Raw genomic sequence first — 14554 nt, forward strand, 5'->3', positions numbered from 1 at the left:
CCTTCAGCGCGGCGGCGGCGCCACTTCTTCAACCCTCAGAACTTCAACTTCTTGAACACCGCTTCCGGCAGCGTCTTGATGATCAGCATCACGAGGCGCCATTTGCCGCTGACATAGACGACGTCGGTTTTGTTCTCGACCGCCTGGAGAATGGCATCGCCGACCACCGGCGCTTCGACGGTGAGCGGGCCGATCAGCTTCATGCCCTCCGTCATCTTGGTGCGGACGAAGCCGGGCTTGACGGTGACGACATGCACGCCGCCACGGCTGGCGCGGGCGCGCAGGCCCGACAGGAAGGCGGAGAAGCCGGCCTTGGCCGAGCCATAGACATAGTTCGAGGCGCGGCCGCGATCGCCGGCCACGGACGACACGCCGACAATCGTGCCGCTGCCACGCGCGAGGAATCTCTCCGCGAACAGGCCGAGGATCAGCGCGGGCCCTTCGTAGTTCGAGCGCATGATCGCGGTGGCATGGACAAGGTCGCTCTCGGCATTCTGCTGCACGCCGAGGAGGCCGACGATCGAGATGACGACATCGGGCAATGCCGGCAGGCCGCTCACAAAGCCCTCGAATGCGGCGGTGTCGAGCACATCGAATTTATGGAGCCCGACGTCGATCGCGTAGCGCGCGCGCAGATCGGCGGCGTCGGGCTCGAGCGCGACTACGTCGCGGCCGGCGAGACCGACATCGTATCCCGCCTTGGCAAAGGCGCGCGCCGCGGCGCGGCCGATGTCGGAGGAGCCGCCGAGCACCAATACAGACTTGCGTGACGTCACGGCCTAGACCTCATCAAACAGACGCTGTGAAAGTTTCGATCGGATGTTGCCGGCAGGATCGAGCGATTTGCGGATCGCGTTGAAACGCTGCAAGGCAGGATAGCCCGCCACGAAGGTCGCGCGCGACTGGCGCGCGTCTTTCGCCAGATACAGCCTGCCGCCGGCGGCGACGACGAGGCGATCGATCTCGTCGAGAAAGTTCAGGATGTCGCCCTTCACGGGGAAATCCAGCGCGAGCGTGTAACCGGGCAGCGGGAACGACAGGATGCCGTCGCCCTGGCCGAGCTTCTTGAGCACGGCGAGGAAGGAGGCATCGCCGCGCCGCGCGACACGATCGAGAATGTCGCCGAGAACGGCGCGCGCGCCGGCTTGCGGGATCACGCATTGATGCTGGAGGAAGCCGCGCTTGCCATAGATCCGATTCCACGCCCTGATGCTGTCGAGCGGAAAGAAATACGGATAGAGCGAGACCACATGGCTGGCGCCGGCGCGCCGCGCGCCCATGCGGTAGTAGAGCTCGTTGAAGGCGCGGACGCTGGTGCGGTTCAATGCCATCGACGGCAGGTCGACCGGCACGCTGAGGCGAGACTCCTTGCCGAGCGGAAATACATCGGCGCCTTCCGCCAGCTCGCCTCTGCCCGCGTGCTCGCCGAGATAGATCAGCGAACGGCCGAGATCGCGGCCTCGTGCCACGCAATCGATCCACGCCACCGAATAGGTCGCTGCATCGCCCGCCTCGAGCGCGCGTATCGCGGCATCGAGATCGGACGCGGAGATCACCCGCTCGCGGATCCACCCGGTCTCGACCCGGCGCAGCCGTATCGTCGCTTCGAGGATGATGCCGGTCAGGCCCATGCCACCGACGGTCGCGAAGAAGGCATCGGAGTTCTGTTCGCGCGAGGCCTCGATGACCTCGCCCTGCCCGGTGCGCAGCAGGAGGCTGTCGACATAGCGGCCGAAGCCGCCCTCGCAATGATGGTTCTTGCCGTGAACGTCGGCGGCGATGGCGCCGCCGATCGAGACGAAGCGGGTGCCGGGCACGACGAAAGGCAGAAAGCCACGCGGGCCAAAGGTGTCGATCAGGTCCGACAGGAGAACGCCGGCTTCGAGGCGGATGCGCCCGGTTGCCGGATCGAACGACCTGACCCGGTCGAAGCCGGTCATGCCGATCGTCCTGACGGCGCCGATCGCGGCATCGCCATAGGCGCGGCCGTTGCCGCGCGCGACGGTGCCGGCGGAGACGGCTTCGCCGACCGCCGCAAACGAGCGCGGGCGCAGCACATCGCTATCGACAACCGGGAAACGCCCCCAGCCGCTGACGAGGGTCATGGCTCAGCTCCTGTGCCGGACGCGCGCCGCCCGGCGTTGGAACTGACCTGACTACCGATCAAAAGCTTATTTTGCGTTGAAAACGCCGGTCCAACCGTTACGGACCATAAGCCTACCTGCCGAGCGCCAGCGCGATCAGGCCGAGCGTGCCGACGATGACGCGCCACCAGGCGAACACCACGAAGCCGTGCCGGGTGACATATTCCAGGAACGTCTTGACCACGATGATCGCGGTGATGAACGACACCACGAAGCCGATCGCGACGATGCCCATATGGTCCATCGTCATCTCGGAGCGGTTCTTGTAGAAGTCGTAGGCGAACGCACCGATCATGGTGGGGATGGCGAGAAAGAACGAGAACTCCGCCGCCGCGCGCTTGTCGGCGCCCAGGAACATCGCTGCGACGATGCTGGCGCCGGAACGCGACACGCCCGGGATCATCGCGACGCACTGCGCGATGCCGATATAGAGATACATCAGCAGCGGAAACCTGGTGGCGTCGTGCTCGCGCGGCTTGAGGTCGAGCTTGTCGACCCAGAGCAGGATGGCGCCGCCGACGATCAGCGTGAAGCACACGACCCAGGGATTGAACAGCACGCTCTTGATGTACTTGCCGGCGACGAGGCCGACGACGACAGCGGGCAGGAACGCGACCAGCACGCCAACCACGAAGCGACGCGAATAGGTGTCGCCCGTGAAGAAGCCGATCACGACGTCCCAGAGCTTCTTGAAGTAGAGCCCGACGATCGCGAGGATCGCACCCAGCTGGATCAGAACCGTAAACGAATCCCAGAACGCGCCTTCACCGAGATGGAAGAAGCGTTCCGCGAGCAGCAAATGGCCGGTCGAGGACACGGGAAGGAACTCGGTCACACCCTCGATGATGCCGAGGATCACTGCCCGTATTGCGTCTGACATATTTACGGTCCATTTCGGCTGGAAAAGCGGGGCTCTTCTCGCCTATTCGCCCCCATGCCGCAATCGCAAAATGCGAAATCACGCCCTTGCCTCGCGGTTTTGAAGGACTAGTGTGGCGCCGCACAAACATTGATGGAATCTTAAGCACCATCAAATAGTCAAAGGCTTCATGTTTACGCTGTTTCATCATCCGTTCTGTCCGCATTCGCGTTTCATCCGCCTGATCGCGGGCGAATACGGGCTCGACCTCAAGTTGGTCGAAGAGCGCAGCTGGGAGCGGCGCGAGGCGTTTCTGTTGCTCAACGCGGCCGGCACGACGCCCGTTCTGGTAGACGACGAGCAGCCGCCGATCCCGGGCGCGGCGATCATCGCCGAATATGTCGACGAGGCCTATGGCGCCGAGATGGGACCCAAGCGCCTGATGCCGGAAGCCATCGGCGAGCGCGTCGAGGTGCGCCGGCTGATGGCCTGGTTCAACGAAAAATTCTTCGAGGAGGTCTCGCACCCTCTCGTCACCGAGCGCATCTACAAGCGCTTCATGAGCGAGGAGAACGGCGGCGGCCCGCCTTCGGCCGACGTGATGCGTGCCGCCAAGGCCAATGTGCGCTATCATCTGGCCTATATCGGCTGGCTGGCGCAGACGCGTAATTTCCTCGCCGGCGACCGGCTCACTTACGCGGATCTCGCCGCCGCGGCGCATCTCTCGGCGATCGACTATCTGGGCGACGTGCCATGGAGCGAGGACGACGCAGCAAAGGCGTGGTACGCGCGGGTGAAGTCCCGCCCGTCGTTCCGTCCGCTGCTGAGCGAATGGCTGGCCGGCGTGCCGGCGTCGCGGACCTACGTGGACCTGGATTTCTGAACTCCGATCCGACTGAACTGAAAGCGGCGCTCACGCGCGAGGCGCGGGCACTCGGCTTCGACTGCATCGGCGTCACTGCACCTGGCACGATCGAGACCGCCGGAAAATACTTCCTTGAATTCATCGCATCCGGCGGCCATGGCGACATGGACTGGCTCGCGGCGCAGCCGGAGCGCCGGGTCGATCCGCGCGGGCTATGGAGCGATGTGCGCAGCGTCATCATGCTCGGCGTCAATTACGGCCCGGACCAGGATCCGCTCGCAATTCTCGAGCAGCGCATGCGCGCGGCGATCTCGGTCTATGCGCAGGGCGACGACTATCACGATCTCATCAAGAAACGCCTGAAGGCGCTGGCGCGCTGGCTGGTCGCGACGGTACCGTCGGACGTGAAAGTGTTCGTCGACACCGCCGCGGTGATGGAGAAGCCGCTGGCACAGACCGCGGGTCTCGGCTGGCAGGGCAAGCACACCAACCTCGTCTCGCGCGAATTCGGCTCGTGGCTGTTCCTCGGCGCGATCTACACCACGCTGGAGCTGCCGCGCGACGATGCCGAGATCGATCATTGCGGCTCGTGCCGGGCCTGTCTCGACATCTGCCCGACGGCGGCGTTCCCCGCGCCCTACAAGCTCGATGCGCGGCGCTGCATCTCCTATCTCACCATCGAGAACAAGGGACCGATCCCGCACGAATTTCGCAAAGCCATCGGCAATCGCATCTATGGCTGCGACGATTGCCTCGCTGCGTGCCCCTGGAACAAGTTTGCGCAGGAGGGGCGCGAGGCCAAGCTCGCCGCGCGCAGCGAATTGCGCGCGCCTGGTCTCGCCGAGCTCGCACGCCTCGACGACGCCGCGTTCCGCGCGCTGTTCACGAAGTCGCCGGTGAAGCGGATTGGTCGCGATCGCTTCTTGCGGAACGTGCTGATTGCGATTGGCAACTCGGGTGAGGCGGAGCTCACGGAAGAAGCGCGGCGGTTGCTGGAGGATGCAAGCCCGCTGGTGCGTGGCGCTGCGGTGTGGGCGCTGGGACAATTGATGGGACGGGACGAGTTTGAGGCGATGAAGGGCGCGGCGTTAGGCGAAGAATCGGACGAAGGCGTTCGTCAGGAGTGGCACGCCCACCCTTGATTTCCCCGTGCGTTTCTTCAATCTCGCGCGCATGACAAACCTGCCTTTCTTCACCCGCGACGGCGATACATTCCATCCGACGGAAGCCGCCAACGGTCCGTGGGATCCGAAATCGCTGCACGGACGCGTCGTCGTCGGGCTGCTCGGCTTTGCGATCGAGGAGCGCCATTCCGGTCCCGAATTGATGCCGGCGCGGCTCACCGTCGACATGTTCCGGCTGCCGACCATCGACAAGCCGATCGAGGTGACGACGCGCCTGGTGCGTGACGGCCTGCGCATCCGCGTGGTCGAGGCGGAGTTCGTCTCAGGCGGTGTCAGCATGGCGCGGGCCTCGTGCCAGCTGCTGCGCAAGACGCAAAATCCGAACGGCAACGTCTGGTCGCCGTCGAACTGGGACGCGCCGAAGCCGGCCGACATTCCAAAACCCACCGATCCCAGGCTCGGCATGAACGGCAAATGGACGACGCGCCCCATCGTCGGCCATATGGGCTCGCTCGGCCCGCGAAAGCTCTGGATGAGCGAGGTGCGCGAGCTCGTCGCCGGCGTGCCGATGACGCCGTTCGTCCATGTCGCCACCGGCGCCGATTTCGCCAGCCCGTTTGCGAACGCCGGCGACAACGGGCTCGGCTACATCAACAGCGACGTGACGATCTATCTGCACCGACTGCCGGTGACGAACTGGATCGGCTTCGAGGTGGTGAACCATCACGCCACCGACGGCGTCGCGATCGGCGAATGCTGGCTCTATGACGAGCAGGGCCCGATCGGCACCGCGACGGTGGCCGCACTGGCGCAGCGCAAGCCGATGACGAATCCGTCGAAGCGGTAGCTCTCCGCCGTCAATCCGGGTCCGCGCCGTGCACCAGATGCCGCTTCATCTCCGGCCGTGCCTTCAGCTCCGCGCCCTGCTTGGCGATGATCTTGGCAATCCGCTCGGGTGCGAACTTCAGATCGACGAACGCCGGCGCGGTATTGGCGACCTCGTGATAGCTCACGATCTTGCCGCCGTTCAGCGTCATGATCGCGACACCCTCGAACATCGCCCGCGCGCCGTTCGCCTCTGGCAAGGTCGAGCGATAGCTGAAGGTGTAGCGCGCATAGAGCGTGGTGCCGTCGGTGACGGGATCGTGCATGTCCCAGCGGAAATCGGTCGCCGTGCGATAGAACCAGTCGTCGATCATCGCAGCGATCTTCTCGCGGCCGGCGAAGGCGCCGTAGAACACGTCGTGATAGACGCCGTCCTCGGTGAACAGCTCGGCGAATGCATGGCCGTTGCGCTGCTCGACGGCATCACAGAACGCGCGCAGCATGGCGGTGGTGGTCATTGTTGCCTCCTGAAGGAAGAAGGCACTTCACTCGATCTCTGCCACCGCGGCAAGAATGCGCGCGATGTCCTGCGGGCGGGAGAGGCGGTGATCGCCGTCCTGGATCATGGTCAGCACGACGTCGTCGGCCGGCAGGCGATGTGTCAGCGCGAAAGCGTGCTGCCAGGGCACGTCGGGATCCTTCGCGCCTTGCAGGATGCGGACCGGGCAGCCGAGATCGATGGCGCTGCCGAGCACGAGGTGGTTGCGGCCTTCCTCTATCAGGTTCCGGGTGATCGGATAGGGTGAGCCGTCGCCATATTCGGATGGCCGCAGCCAGAGGCCCTTGGTCTCGATCTCCTGCTTCACCGCAGGCGAAAAATTCTTCCACATCAGCTCTTCGGTGAAGTCCGGCGCAGGCGCGATCAGCACGAGCCCTGCGAGCGAGGCCGCACCAGAACGCTTCCTGATCTCGCGCGCGAGCAGCAGCGCCATCCAGCCGCCCATGGAGGAGCCGATCAGGACCTGCGGACCGGCGCAGAACCGCTCGAACACCGCCACGCACTCCTCCAGCCAGCGTCCGATGGTTCCATCGGCGAAATCGCCGCCGGATTCGCCGTGACCGGAATAGTCGAACCGGACCATGGCGCGGCCATGATCCCGGGCCCAGGCGTCCAGCGCCAGGGCCTTGCTGCCCTGCATGTCGGACTTAAATCCGCCGAGCCAGACCAGCCCGGGGCCCTGTCCGTGCCGGCTGCGCACCGCGATCCTGCGCGCGGACGGGCCCTCGCCCACATCGATGGAGCCGAGCACGGCATCGGGAATTGCATGGCTCATGGAACGTTTGCCCTGGCTGCGCGGTTTGAGCTGTCGGGTCGAATTCCGCAACGCCGGAGACCGGCATTGTCCCTTTGGGACGCTTGCGGAACGGAAGCAAGGTGTCTATGTCGGTCAGCGTGCCTAGGCGTGACCGAAATACCTCGCATTTGAGGGTTTTTCGTTTCGCGCACGAGCGAATTGCTTGCCGGCAAACGTATCTTCCTGCAAAGTAGCGGCCTCTTTCACAACTTTGGAGAACCACCCATTCGCCGTCCCAATAAAGCCCCGCCCGTCGCCAGCAAAGACGGGCCGCGCATCAATGATGATATTCGCAATGCGCAGATCCAGCTGATCGATCAGGCCGGTGACAACAAAGGCACGGTTGAGACCGTTGCCGCCATCCGCATGGCCCAGGAAGCCGGCATGGATCTGGTCGAGATCTCGCCGAACGTCAGCCCTCCCGTCTGCAAGATCATGGACTACGGGAAGTATAAGTATTCGGCCCAGAAAAAAGCTGCCGAAGCCCGCAAGCGGCAGAAGATCGTCGAGATCAAGGAGATCAAGCTCCGCCCGATGATCGACGACCACGATTACGACGTGAAGATGCGCGCGATGCAGCGGTTCTTCGAAGAGGGCGACAAGGTCAAGATCACGCTGCGCTATCGCGGCCGCGAAATGGCGCACCAGGAGATCGGCACCAAGCTGCTCGACAAGATCAAGACCGACGTCGCCGAGCTCGCCAAGGTCGAGCAGGACGCCAGGTTCGAGGGCCGTCAGGTCGTCATGGTGCTGGCGCCGCGCTGAGCTTTGTTTTCAGTTGAGATTCAACGGCCCGTCCGGACATCCGGCGGGCCGTTTTGTTTAAGGGATCATGCGAGCCGCGGGAGAGGTCGGCGCGAAGCGCCGGGTGAGGGCTTTCTCCTCTTGGGGGTTCTCGCTTGCGGAGATACCCCCTCCCCAACCCTCCCCCGCAAGCGGGAGAGGGAGTGCACCGTCTCCGTGATTGCGATCTCAGGTCCTTGTCGCCTGCCAGGTGCCGCTGCAGCGGTCGCCGGAGATGATGCCGTTCCACGAACCGGCGCCGTTCACGCCGGCGAGCCGGCCGCCGCCGCTGGCGTGGGAGGCGCCGACCGAGACCTGGACTGCGACCGCGCCGCCGCGATTGATCTTGCCGGAGACCCGGCCGCCGCCGGCAGACGACACCCGGCTACCGGTCACGGTGAAGGGGACGCTGTAGCCGGAGCTGCAATTGCCCCGCGTGGTGGCGAAGGTGACGTTCCAGATGCCATCATAGCCGCCGACGCGGGCATCGGCAGTCGATGGCAGCGTGGTCGTGGCGAGCACGGCCAGAAGCGCCAGATGGCGCGGACGGGCGAAAACCGTCAAAGAGGGAAGCGATCGGGAAAAATGGGCCATTTTGGTCCTGCTCCAGGCGACAGGCTTGGACATGAGGGTCGCAATTCCGAATAGTCGCCGGGCTGGTTTCGCCGGTTCATCGTTGCCAATCGGCTTGTCCTCTGTCATAAGCCCAGCCTTCATCGCCCGGCTGATTAAGGGCTGCCGTGGCGGTGTTTCGTGCGGGTTTCGCGCTTGTTCGCAAAACTTGAGCACAATCAACGCTCTAACGAGCATTTTTGACGGCCAGCCGCCTTCGCGGGCGGATCTCTGTGGCCATTAGGAGAGCCAAATGCCCAAGCTGAAGACCAAATCGGGCGCTAAAAAGCGCTTCAAGGTGACTGCCACCGGCAAAGTGATGTTCGCCCATCGCGGCAAGCGTCACGGCATGATCAAGCGGACGAAGAAGCAGATCCGTCAACTGCGCGGCACCGCGGTGCTGTTCAAGACCGACGGCGACAACGTCAAGAAGTACTTCTTGCCGAACGCCTGATCGCGTCCAAGATCATTGCCAACTCCGCCGCGTTCCGCGCGGCGATCCGAAAACCAAGTCACCTCTGAAGGATATTTGTCATGTCACGCGTCAAACGCGGTGTGACCGCCCACGCCAAGCACAAGAAAGTCTACAAGGCCGCCAAGGGTTTCTACGGCCGCCGCAAGAACACCATCCGCGCCGCCAAGCCGGCCGTGGAGAAAGCCCAGCAGTACGCGTTCCGTGATCGCAAGCGCAAGAAGCGGACGTTCCGCGCGCTCTGGATCCAGCGCATCAACGCTGCCGTCCGCCCGTTCGGCCTGACCTACAGCCGATTTATCGACGGCATGGCCAAGTCCGGGATCACCGTGGACCGCAAGGTGCTGTCGGATCTCGCGATCAGCGAGCCCGCGGCGTTCCAGGCGATCGCCGAGAAGGCCAAGGCCGCCCTTGCGGCGTAATGCGGCCAAGGCTGCGCTGGCGGCGTAAGCCGTCCTCCACTGTCCTCTGCGCAGCGTTGAACTTGTGATGGCCCGGGCAGAGGCGCGTCTCGGCGCTTGACTGCCCCGGCCGTCATCACTCGCGCAAACACTTCTCCGACGTGGAAGCCCGGCGCAACGCCGGGTCTGACGGGCTAGGATCATCGGCTCAGCATCCTGGCCAAAAGGGATTGCCATGACCGATCTTGCCCAGCTCCAAGCCCAGATCATCGCCGACATCGCCGCCGCCGCCGACGAGGCCGCGCTCGAAGCCGTCCGCGTTGCCTCGCTCGGCAAGAAGGGCTCGATCTCAGCCTTGCTGGCAACGCTCGGCAAGATGTCGCCGGACGAGCGCAAGACGCAAGGCGCCGCGATCAACCAGGCCAAGGACGAAGTTACCCAGGCGCTCACTGCCCGGCGCGACGTGCTGAAATCGGCGGCACTCGATGCGCGGCTCGCGTCCGAGACCGTCGACGTCACGCTGCCGCTGCGCGATGCCCCGACCGAGGCCGGCCGCATCCATCCGCTGAGCCAGGTCTGGGACGAGCTGACCACAATCTTCGCCGACATGGGATTCTCGGTTGCCGAAGGCCCCGACATCGAGACCGACGATTACAACTTCACCAAGCTGAATTTTCCGGAAGGCCATCCGGCGCGCGAGATGCACGACACCTTCTTCTTCCATCCGAAGGAGGACGGCTCGCGCATGCTGCTGCGAACCCACACCTCGCCGGTGCAGGTGCGCACGATGCTGAGCCAGAAGCCGCCGATCCGCGTGATCTGCCCGGGCCGCACCTACCGCATCGATTCGGACGCGACCCACACGCCGCAATTCCACCAGGTCGAAGGCCTCGTCATCGACAAGCACTCGCATCTCGGCCACCTCAAATGGATCCTGCACGAGTTCTGCAAGGCGTTCTTCGAGGTCGACCACATCAACATGCGCTTCCGCCCGTCGTTCTTCCCGTTCACCGAGCCGTCGCTGGAAGTCGACATCCAGTGCCGCCGCGACAAGGGCGAGATCCGCTTCGGCGAGGGCGAGGACTGGCTCGAGATTCTCGGCTGCGGCATGGTGCATCCGAACGTGCTGCGCGCCTGCGGCATCGATCCCGACGAGTACCAGGGCTTCGCCTGGGGCATGGGCATCGACCGCATCGCCATGCTGAAATACGGCATCGCCGATCTGCGCCAGCTGTTCGACAGCGACGTCCGCTGGCTGTCCCATTACGGCTTCAAGCCGCTCGAAGTGCCAACGCTGGCTGGGGGGTTGAGCTCGTGATGGCCTGCTGGGACACGATCGCTCCAGCCGCGATGACGGTCGGACTCCCTCTCCCGCGTGCGGGGGAGGGTTGGGGTGGGGGTCTCTCCTCGATGGGGTTGCCAATGGTTGATCCTGAACATCCAGACTGGAAGGTCTCTGGCAAGCTGCGGGGCAATGCTCGCGCGCTCAGGCGCGACTCTACCGATGCGGAGCGGGTCCTCTGGTCGGAGCTGCGCGGCCACCGACTGAACGGTGCGGGCTTCCGCCGCCAGGTACCGATCGACCACTACGTCGCCGATTTCATCTGTCACGCCGCCAGACTCGTCATCGAGCTCGATGGCGGCCAACACTTCTCGGATGACGGCGAGCGCGCCGACGCGCGTCGCTCTGCCGCCATCGAAGCGAAGGGCTTCAAGGTGCTTCGCTTCAGCAACCTTGATGTCATGACCAATCGTGCCGGCACTCTCGAAAAAATCGCGACCACCATCGCGGAGAGAGCCCCCACCCCAGCCCTCCCCCGCAAGCGGGAGAGGGAGCAGACCGTCTCCGTGGAGAAAAAGCAGCCATGAAATTCACCCTCTCCTGGCTGAAGGATCATCTCGAGACCGACGAGCCGCTCGACAAGCTCGCCGAGAAGCTCACCATGATCGGGCTCGAGGTCGAGAACATCGAGGACAAGGCCAAGGCGCTGAAGCCCTTCACCATTGCGAAGGTGATCTCGGCCGAGCAGCATCCGAATGCGGATCGCCTGCGCGTCTGCATGGTCGATACCGGTGACGGCGGTGCGCCGGTGCAGGTCGTGTGCGGCGCGCCGAATGCGCGGGCCGGCCTCGTCAGCGTGTTCTCGGCCCCCGGGACCTACATTCCCGGCAAGGACATCACGCTCGGTGTCGGCACCATCCGCGGCGTCGAGAGCCGCGGCATGCTGTGCTCGGCGGCCGAGCTGCAGATCTCCAACGACCATGACGGCATCATGGAATTGCCGGCGGATGCGCCTGTTGGCGCCGGCTATGCCGAATGGGCCGCGCTTGGCGATCCCGTGGTCGAGATCAATTTGACGCCGAACCGGCAGGACTGCACCGGCGTGCACGGCATCGCGCGGGACCTCGCCGCCGCCGACATGGGCAAGTTCAAAGACCCGGCCATCAAGCCGATCAAGGGCGAGTTCGCGTGCCCGGTGAAGGTCACGGTCGAGGATTCCACACTCTGTCCAGGCTTCGCGCTGCGCCTCGTGCGCGGTGTCAAGAACGGTCCGTCGCCGGAATGGCTGCAGAAGCGGCTGACCGCAATCGGGCTGCGTCCGATCAACGCGCTGGTCGACATCACCAACTTCATGACCTACGACCGCGCGCGGCCGCTGCACGTGTTCGACGCCAGGAAGGTGAAGGGCAATCTCGTCGTGCGCCGCGCGCGCGAGGGCGAGACGCTGCTCGCGCTCGACGGCCGCACCTACAATCTCGATCCCGCCATCTGCGTGATCGCGGACGAGCACGGCGTCGAATCGCTCGCCGGCATCATGGGCGGCGAAGCCTCCGGCTGCGACGATGATACCACCGACGTGCTGATCGAATCGGCGCTGTGGAACGAGATCAACATCGCCCAGACCGGCCGCAAGCTCGGCATCAATTCGGATGCGCGCTACCGCTTCGAGCGCGGCGTCGATCCGGCCTTCATGGTGCCGGGGCTGGAGCTGGCGACCAAGCTCGTGATGGAGATGTGCGGCGGCGCGCCGTCCGAGACCGTCGTGGTCGGCAAGGCCTTTGGCGACGACCGGGTGATCGATTTCCCCGTGACCGAGGTCAAGCGCCTCTCCGGCATCGAGGTGCCGCAGCCAGAGATGAAGCGCATCCTGACCCATCTCGGCTTCATGATGGCGGGCCCCGGCCCGGTGGTGAAGGTTGCGGTGCCGTCGTGGCGCACGGATGTGCACGGCAAGGCCGACATCGTCGAGGAGATCGTCCGCATCTACGGCGTCGACAAGGTGCCAATGACGCCGTTCGAGCGCGGCGAGGACGCGCGCAAATCGGTGCTGACGCCGCTCCAGCTGCGCACGCGCCGCGCCCGGCGCGCGCTCGCAAGCCGCGGCATCATCGAAGCGGTGACCTGGTCCTTCATCACGAAGTCCGCGGCGAAATTGTTCGGCGGCGGCCAGCGCGAGCTCGAAGTCGCCAACCCGATCGCGTCTGACCTCTCCGACATGCGCCCGACCCTTTTGGCGGGCCTGATCGCGGCCGCACAAGCCAATGCCAATCGTGGCGTCAGCGATGTCGCGCTGTTCGAGGTCGGCCAAATCTTCAAAGGCGACCGTCCGCAGGACCAGTTCATGGCGGCGAGCGGCGTACGCCGCGGATTTGCCTCCTCTGAAGGTCTGGGACGGCACTGGTCGGGCTCGACGCAAGCTGATGCGTTCGACGCCAAGGCGGATGCGCTGGCCGTGCTGGCAGCCGCCGGCGCGCCGATGCAGGCGCTGCAGATCGTCGCCGGCGGGCCGGCATGGTTGCATCCGGGCCGCTCCGGCACGATCCAGATCGGGCCGCAGAACGTGCTCGGCACTTTCGGCGAGGTGCACCCCAGAGCGCTCGAAGCGCTCGGTGCCGACGGTCCGCTGATGGTGTTCGAGGTGATCCTCGACCGCATCCCCGAGGCGAAGAAGAAGCCGACCCGCGCCAAGCCCGTGATCGAGCTGTCGGCATTCCAGCCCGTCACGCGCGACTTCGCCTTCATCGTCGATCGTACCGTGAAGGCCGGCGACATCGTGCGGGCCGCGCAAGGCGTCGACAAGAAGCTGATCACCGGCGTGAACGTGTTCGACGTCTACGAGGGCAAGGGCATCGACGACGACAAGAAGTCGATCGCGATCGCGGTGACGATCCAGCCGCGCGAGAAGACACTGACCGACCAGGAGATCGAGGCCGTGGCTGCGAAGATCGTGGCCGAGGTCACCAAGAAGACCGGCGGCACGCTGCGGGGATGAGTATTGCGGACTTCCTTCCGAGGGATGTCAGCCTCACCATTGCGATGGCGCTCTGCGCCGTCGCCTTCGTTTCCGGCACTGCACGCGGCTTCTCCGGCTTCGGCTCGGCGCTGATCTTCATGCCGCTGGCAAGCAGCATTGCTGCGCCACGGCTCGTCGCCGCCTTGCTTCTGGTGATCGATTTCGTCGCGGCGGCACCGCTGCTGCCCGACGCTTGGCGTAAGGCCGACCGCAAGGCGACCGCGGTCATCGTGCTGGGCGCGCTGGTCGGCGTACCCGTCGGCACCTATTTCCTCAGCGTGCTCGAGCCCGTCACCACGCGCTGGATCATCTCCTGCTTCGTCGCCGCGCTGTTGCTCCTGCTGCTGTCGGGTTGGCGCTATCGCGGCAAGGACCACACCTGGCTCTCGGTCGGCATTGGCGGCCTGTCGGGCTTCTGTAGTGGCCTCGCGCAGACCGGCGGCCCGCCGATCGTCGGCTACTGGCTCGGCCGCCCGATCGCGCCGATCGTCGCGCGCGCCAATATCGTGCTGTTCTTCGGCGCGTCTGATTTCTTCTCGATGATCAGTTACGCGTCCACGGGTCTGATCAGCCGCGAGTCGCTCGTGCTCTCGCTGATCGTCGGGCCGGTCTATGCGGCTGGCGTCGCATTCGGCGCCTCGCTGTTCGGCCGCGCCAGCGAGAAGGTGTTTCGCAGCATCTGCTACGGGCTGATTGCGATGGCCGTGATCGCGGGACTGCCGCTGCTGGACGGGGTGTTGCGCTGATCCATCCGTCGTCCCGGCGAACGCCGGGACCCAGACCGCGTGATTTCGCGAGTGAGATCGGTTGCAGTACCAG

General features: G+C 64.9%; 16 protein-coding genes. 10 read left to right on the top strand and 6 right to left on the bottom strand.

All coding sequences use genetic code 11. From position 1 onward, the window contains the following. Positions 1-35: 35 nt before the first annotated feature. The 3 genes from AABA84_RS20500 to AABA84_RS20510 form a co-directional block, all read right to left on the bottom strand. On the bottom strand, positions 36-776 hold the full coding sequence (locus AABA84_RS20500; RefSeq protein ID WP_338308736.1) for an SDR family oxidoreductase: 741 nt from the start codon (positions 774-776) through the stop codon (positions 36-38). 3 nt (positions 777-779) lie between these two features. Beyond that, complete coding sequence (locus tag AABA84_RS20505) at positions 780-2105, bottom strand: FAD-binding oxidoreductase (protein WP_338312914.1); 1326 nt, start codon at positions 2103-2105, stop codon at positions 780-782. A 112-nt stretch (positions 2106-2217) separates the two neighbouring features. Then, positions 2218-3024, bottom strand: a complete 807-nt coding sequence (locus AABA84_RS20510) for an undecaprenyl-diphosphate phosphatase (RefSeq protein ID WP_212243379.1) — start codon at positions 3022-3024, stop codon at positions 2218-2220. Positions 3025-3193: 169 nt separating this feature from the next. Here AABA84_RS20510 and AABA84_RS20515 point away from each other — a divergent pair, with 169 nt between their 5' ends. From AABA84_RS20515 to AABA84_RS20525, 3 genes are read left to right on the top strand one after another with little or no spacing between them, the layout of a single operon-like run. Next, positions 3194-3886 (top strand): glutathione S-transferase family protein, encoded by a 693-nt coding sequence (locus AABA84_RS20515; protein WP_212243377.1) that lies wholly within the window; start codon positions 3194-3196, stop codon positions 3884-3886. Continuing rightward, positions 3835-5010: a tRNA epoxyqueuosine(34) reductase QueG gene (gene queG, locus AABA84_RS20520; protein ID WP_338312915.1), complete on the top strand. Its 1176-nt coding sequence runs from the start codon at positions 3835-3837 to the stop codon at positions 5008-5010. The genes AABA84_RS20515 and queG overlap by 52 nt, the downstream gene beginning before the upstream one ends. A 31-nt stretch (positions 5011-5041) precedes the next feature. Next, positions 5042-5839: an acyl-CoA thioesterase domain-containing protein gene (locus tag AABA84_RS20525; protein WP_338312916.1), complete on the top strand. Its 798-nt coding sequence runs from the start codon at positions 5042-5044 to the stop codon at positions 5837-5839. Positions 5840-5849: 10 nt separating this feature from the next. On the opposite strand, the gene AABA84_RS20530 is transcribed toward AABA84_RS20525, so the two are convergent. Together AABA84_RS20530 and AABA84_RS20535 are read right to left on the bottom strand one after the other, a co-directional pair. Further along, positions 5850-6335, bottom strand: a complete 486-nt coding sequence (locus tag AABA84_RS20530) for a nuclear transport factor 2 family protein (protein WP_338312917.1) — start codon at positions 6333-6335, stop codon at positions 5850-5852. Positions 6336-6362: 27 nt separating this feature from the next. Beyond that, complete coding sequence (locus AABA84_RS20535; RefSeq protein ID WP_338312918.1) at positions 6363-7151, bottom strand: alpha/beta hydrolase; 789 nt, start codon at positions 7149-7151, stop codon at positions 6363-6365. 246 nt (positions 7152-7397) lie between these two features. Here AABA84_RS20535 and infC point away from each other — a divergent pair, with 246 nt between their 5' ends. Next, entirely contained in the window at positions 7398-7937 is a 540-nt protein-coding gene (gene infC, locus AABA84_RS20540) for a translation initiation factor IF-3 (RefSeq protein ID WP_091962567.1), read from the top strand. 207 nt (positions 7938-8144) lie between these two features. Here the strand turns inward: infC and AABA84_RS20545 are convergent, their stop codons facing one another. Continuing rightward, positions 8145-8549 (bottom strand): hypothetical protein, encoded by a 405-nt coding sequence (locus AABA84_RS20545; protein WP_212243366.1) that lies wholly within the window; start codon positions 8547-8549, stop codon positions 8145-8147. A gap of 271 nt (positions 8550-8820) precedes the next feature. On the opposite strand from AABA84_RS20545, the gene rpmI reads away from it, so the two are divergent. The 6 genes from rpmI to AABA84_RS20575 all read left to right on the top strand — a co-directional run bounded on the left by rpmI (position 8821) and on the right by AABA84_RS20575 (position 14481). Continuing rightward, positions 8821-9021 (top strand): 50S ribosomal protein L35, encoded by a 201-nt coding sequence (rpmI, locus tag AABA84_RS20550; protein ID WP_008143958.1) that lies wholly within the window; start codon positions 8821-8823, stop codon positions 9019-9021. Between the two features lie 80 nt (positions 9022-9101). After that, on the top strand, positions 9102-9461 hold the full coding sequence (gene rplT, locus AABA84_RS20555) for a 50S ribosomal protein L20 (RefSeq protein ID WP_027561620.1): 360 nt from the start codon (positions 9102-9104) through the stop codon (positions 9459-9461). A 214-nt stretch (positions 9462-9675) separates the two neighbouring features. Beyond that, a complete protein-coding gene (pheS, locus tag AABA84_RS20560; RefSeq protein ID WP_338312920.1) occupies positions 9676-10758 on the top strand; it encodes a phenylalanine--tRNA ligase subunit alpha in 1083 nt (360 codons plus the stop codon). Between the two features lie 104 nt (positions 10759-10862). Further along, positions 10863-11309, top strand: a complete 447-nt coding sequence (locus tag AABA84_RS20565; RefSeq protein ID WP_212243360.1) for an endonuclease domain-containing protein — start codon at positions 10863-10865, stop codon at positions 11307-11309. Beyond that, positions 11306-13714: a phenylalanine--tRNA ligase subunit beta gene (gene pheT, locus AABA84_RS20570; RefSeq protein ID WP_338312921.1), complete on the top strand. Its 2409-nt coding sequence runs from the start codon at positions 11306-11308 to the stop codon at positions 13712-13714. The genes AABA84_RS20565 and pheT overlap by 4 nt, the downstream gene beginning before the upstream one ends. Beyond that, complete coding sequence (locus AABA84_RS20575) at positions 13711-14481, top strand: sulfite exporter TauE/SafE family protein (RefSeq protein ID WP_338312922.1); 771 nt, start codon at positions 13711-13713, stop codon at positions 14479-14481. Before pheT ends, AABA84_RS20575 begins: the two co-directional genes overlap by 4 nt. Positions 14482-14554 lie beyond the last annotated feature (73 nt).

The organism is Bradyrhizobium sp. TM239, from assembly GCF_036247985.1.
In the GTDB taxonomy this organism is placed as follows: domain Bacteria; phylum Pseudomonadota; class Alphaproteobacteria; order Rhizobiales; family Xanthobacteraceae; genus Bradyrhizobium; species Bradyrhizobium ottawaense.

What these genes read in the sequence shown, in the direction of transcription:
- AABA84_RS20505 (WP_338312914.1), bottom strand. Translation starts at nt 2,105, where the DNA reads ATGACCCTCGTCAGCGGCTGGGGGCGTTTCCCGGTTGTCGATAGCGAT.
- AABA84_RS20510 (WP_212243379.1), bottom strand. Translation starts at nt 3,024, where the DNA reads ATGTCAGACGCAATACGGGCAGTGATCCTCGGCATCATCGAGGGTGTG.
- AABA84_RS20515 (WP_212243377.1), top strand. Translation starts at nt 3,194, where the DNA reads ATGTTTACGCTGTTTCATCATCCGTTCTGTCCGCATTCGCGTTTCATC.
- queG (WP_338312915.1), top strand. Translation starts at nt 3,835, where the DNA reads ATGGCTGGCCGGCGTGCCGGCGTCGCGGACCTACGTGGACCTGGATTT.
- AABA84_RS20525 (WP_338312916.1), top strand. Translation starts at nt 5,042, where the DNA reads ATGACAAACCTGCCTTTCTTCACCCGCGACGGCGATACATTCCATCCG.
- AABA84_RS20530 (WP_338312917.1), bottom strand. Translation starts at nt 6,335, where the DNA reads ATGACCACCACCGCCATGCTGCGCGCGTTCTGTGATGCCGTCGAGCAG.
- AABA84_RS20535 (WP_338312918.1), bottom strand. Translation starts at nt 7,151, where the DNA reads ATGAGCCATGCAATTCCCGATGCCGTGCTCGGCTCCATCGATGTGGGC.
- AABA84_RS20545 (WP_212243366.1), bottom strand. Translation starts at nt 8,549, where the DNA reads ATGGCCCATTTTTCCCGATCGCTTCCCTCTTTGACGGTTTTCGCCCGT.
- rpmI (WP_008143958.1), top strand. Translation starts at nt 8,821, where the DNA reads ATGCCCAAGCTGAAGACCAAATCGGGCGCTAAAAAGCGCTTCAAGGTG.
- rplT (WP_027561620.1), top strand. Translation starts at nt 9,102, where the DNA reads ATGTCACGCGTCAAACGCGGTGTGACCGCCCACGCCAAGCACAAGAAA.
- pheS (WP_338312920.1), top strand. Translation starts at nt 9,676, where the DNA reads ATGACCGATCTTGCCCAGCTCCAAGCCCAGATCATCGCCGACATCGCC.
- AABA84_RS20565 (WP_212243360.1), top strand. Translation starts at nt 10,863, where the DNA reads ATGGTTGATCCTGAACATCCAGACTGGAAGGTCTCTGGCAAGCTGCGG.
- pheT (WP_338312921.1), top strand. Translation starts at nt 11,306, where the DNA reads ATGAAATTCACCCTCTCCTGGCTGAAGGATCATCTCGAGACCGACGAG.
- AABA84_RS20575 (WP_338312922.1), top strand. Translation starts at nt 13,711, where the DNA reads ATGAGTATTGCGGACTTCCTTCCGAGGGATGTCAGCCTCACCATTGCG.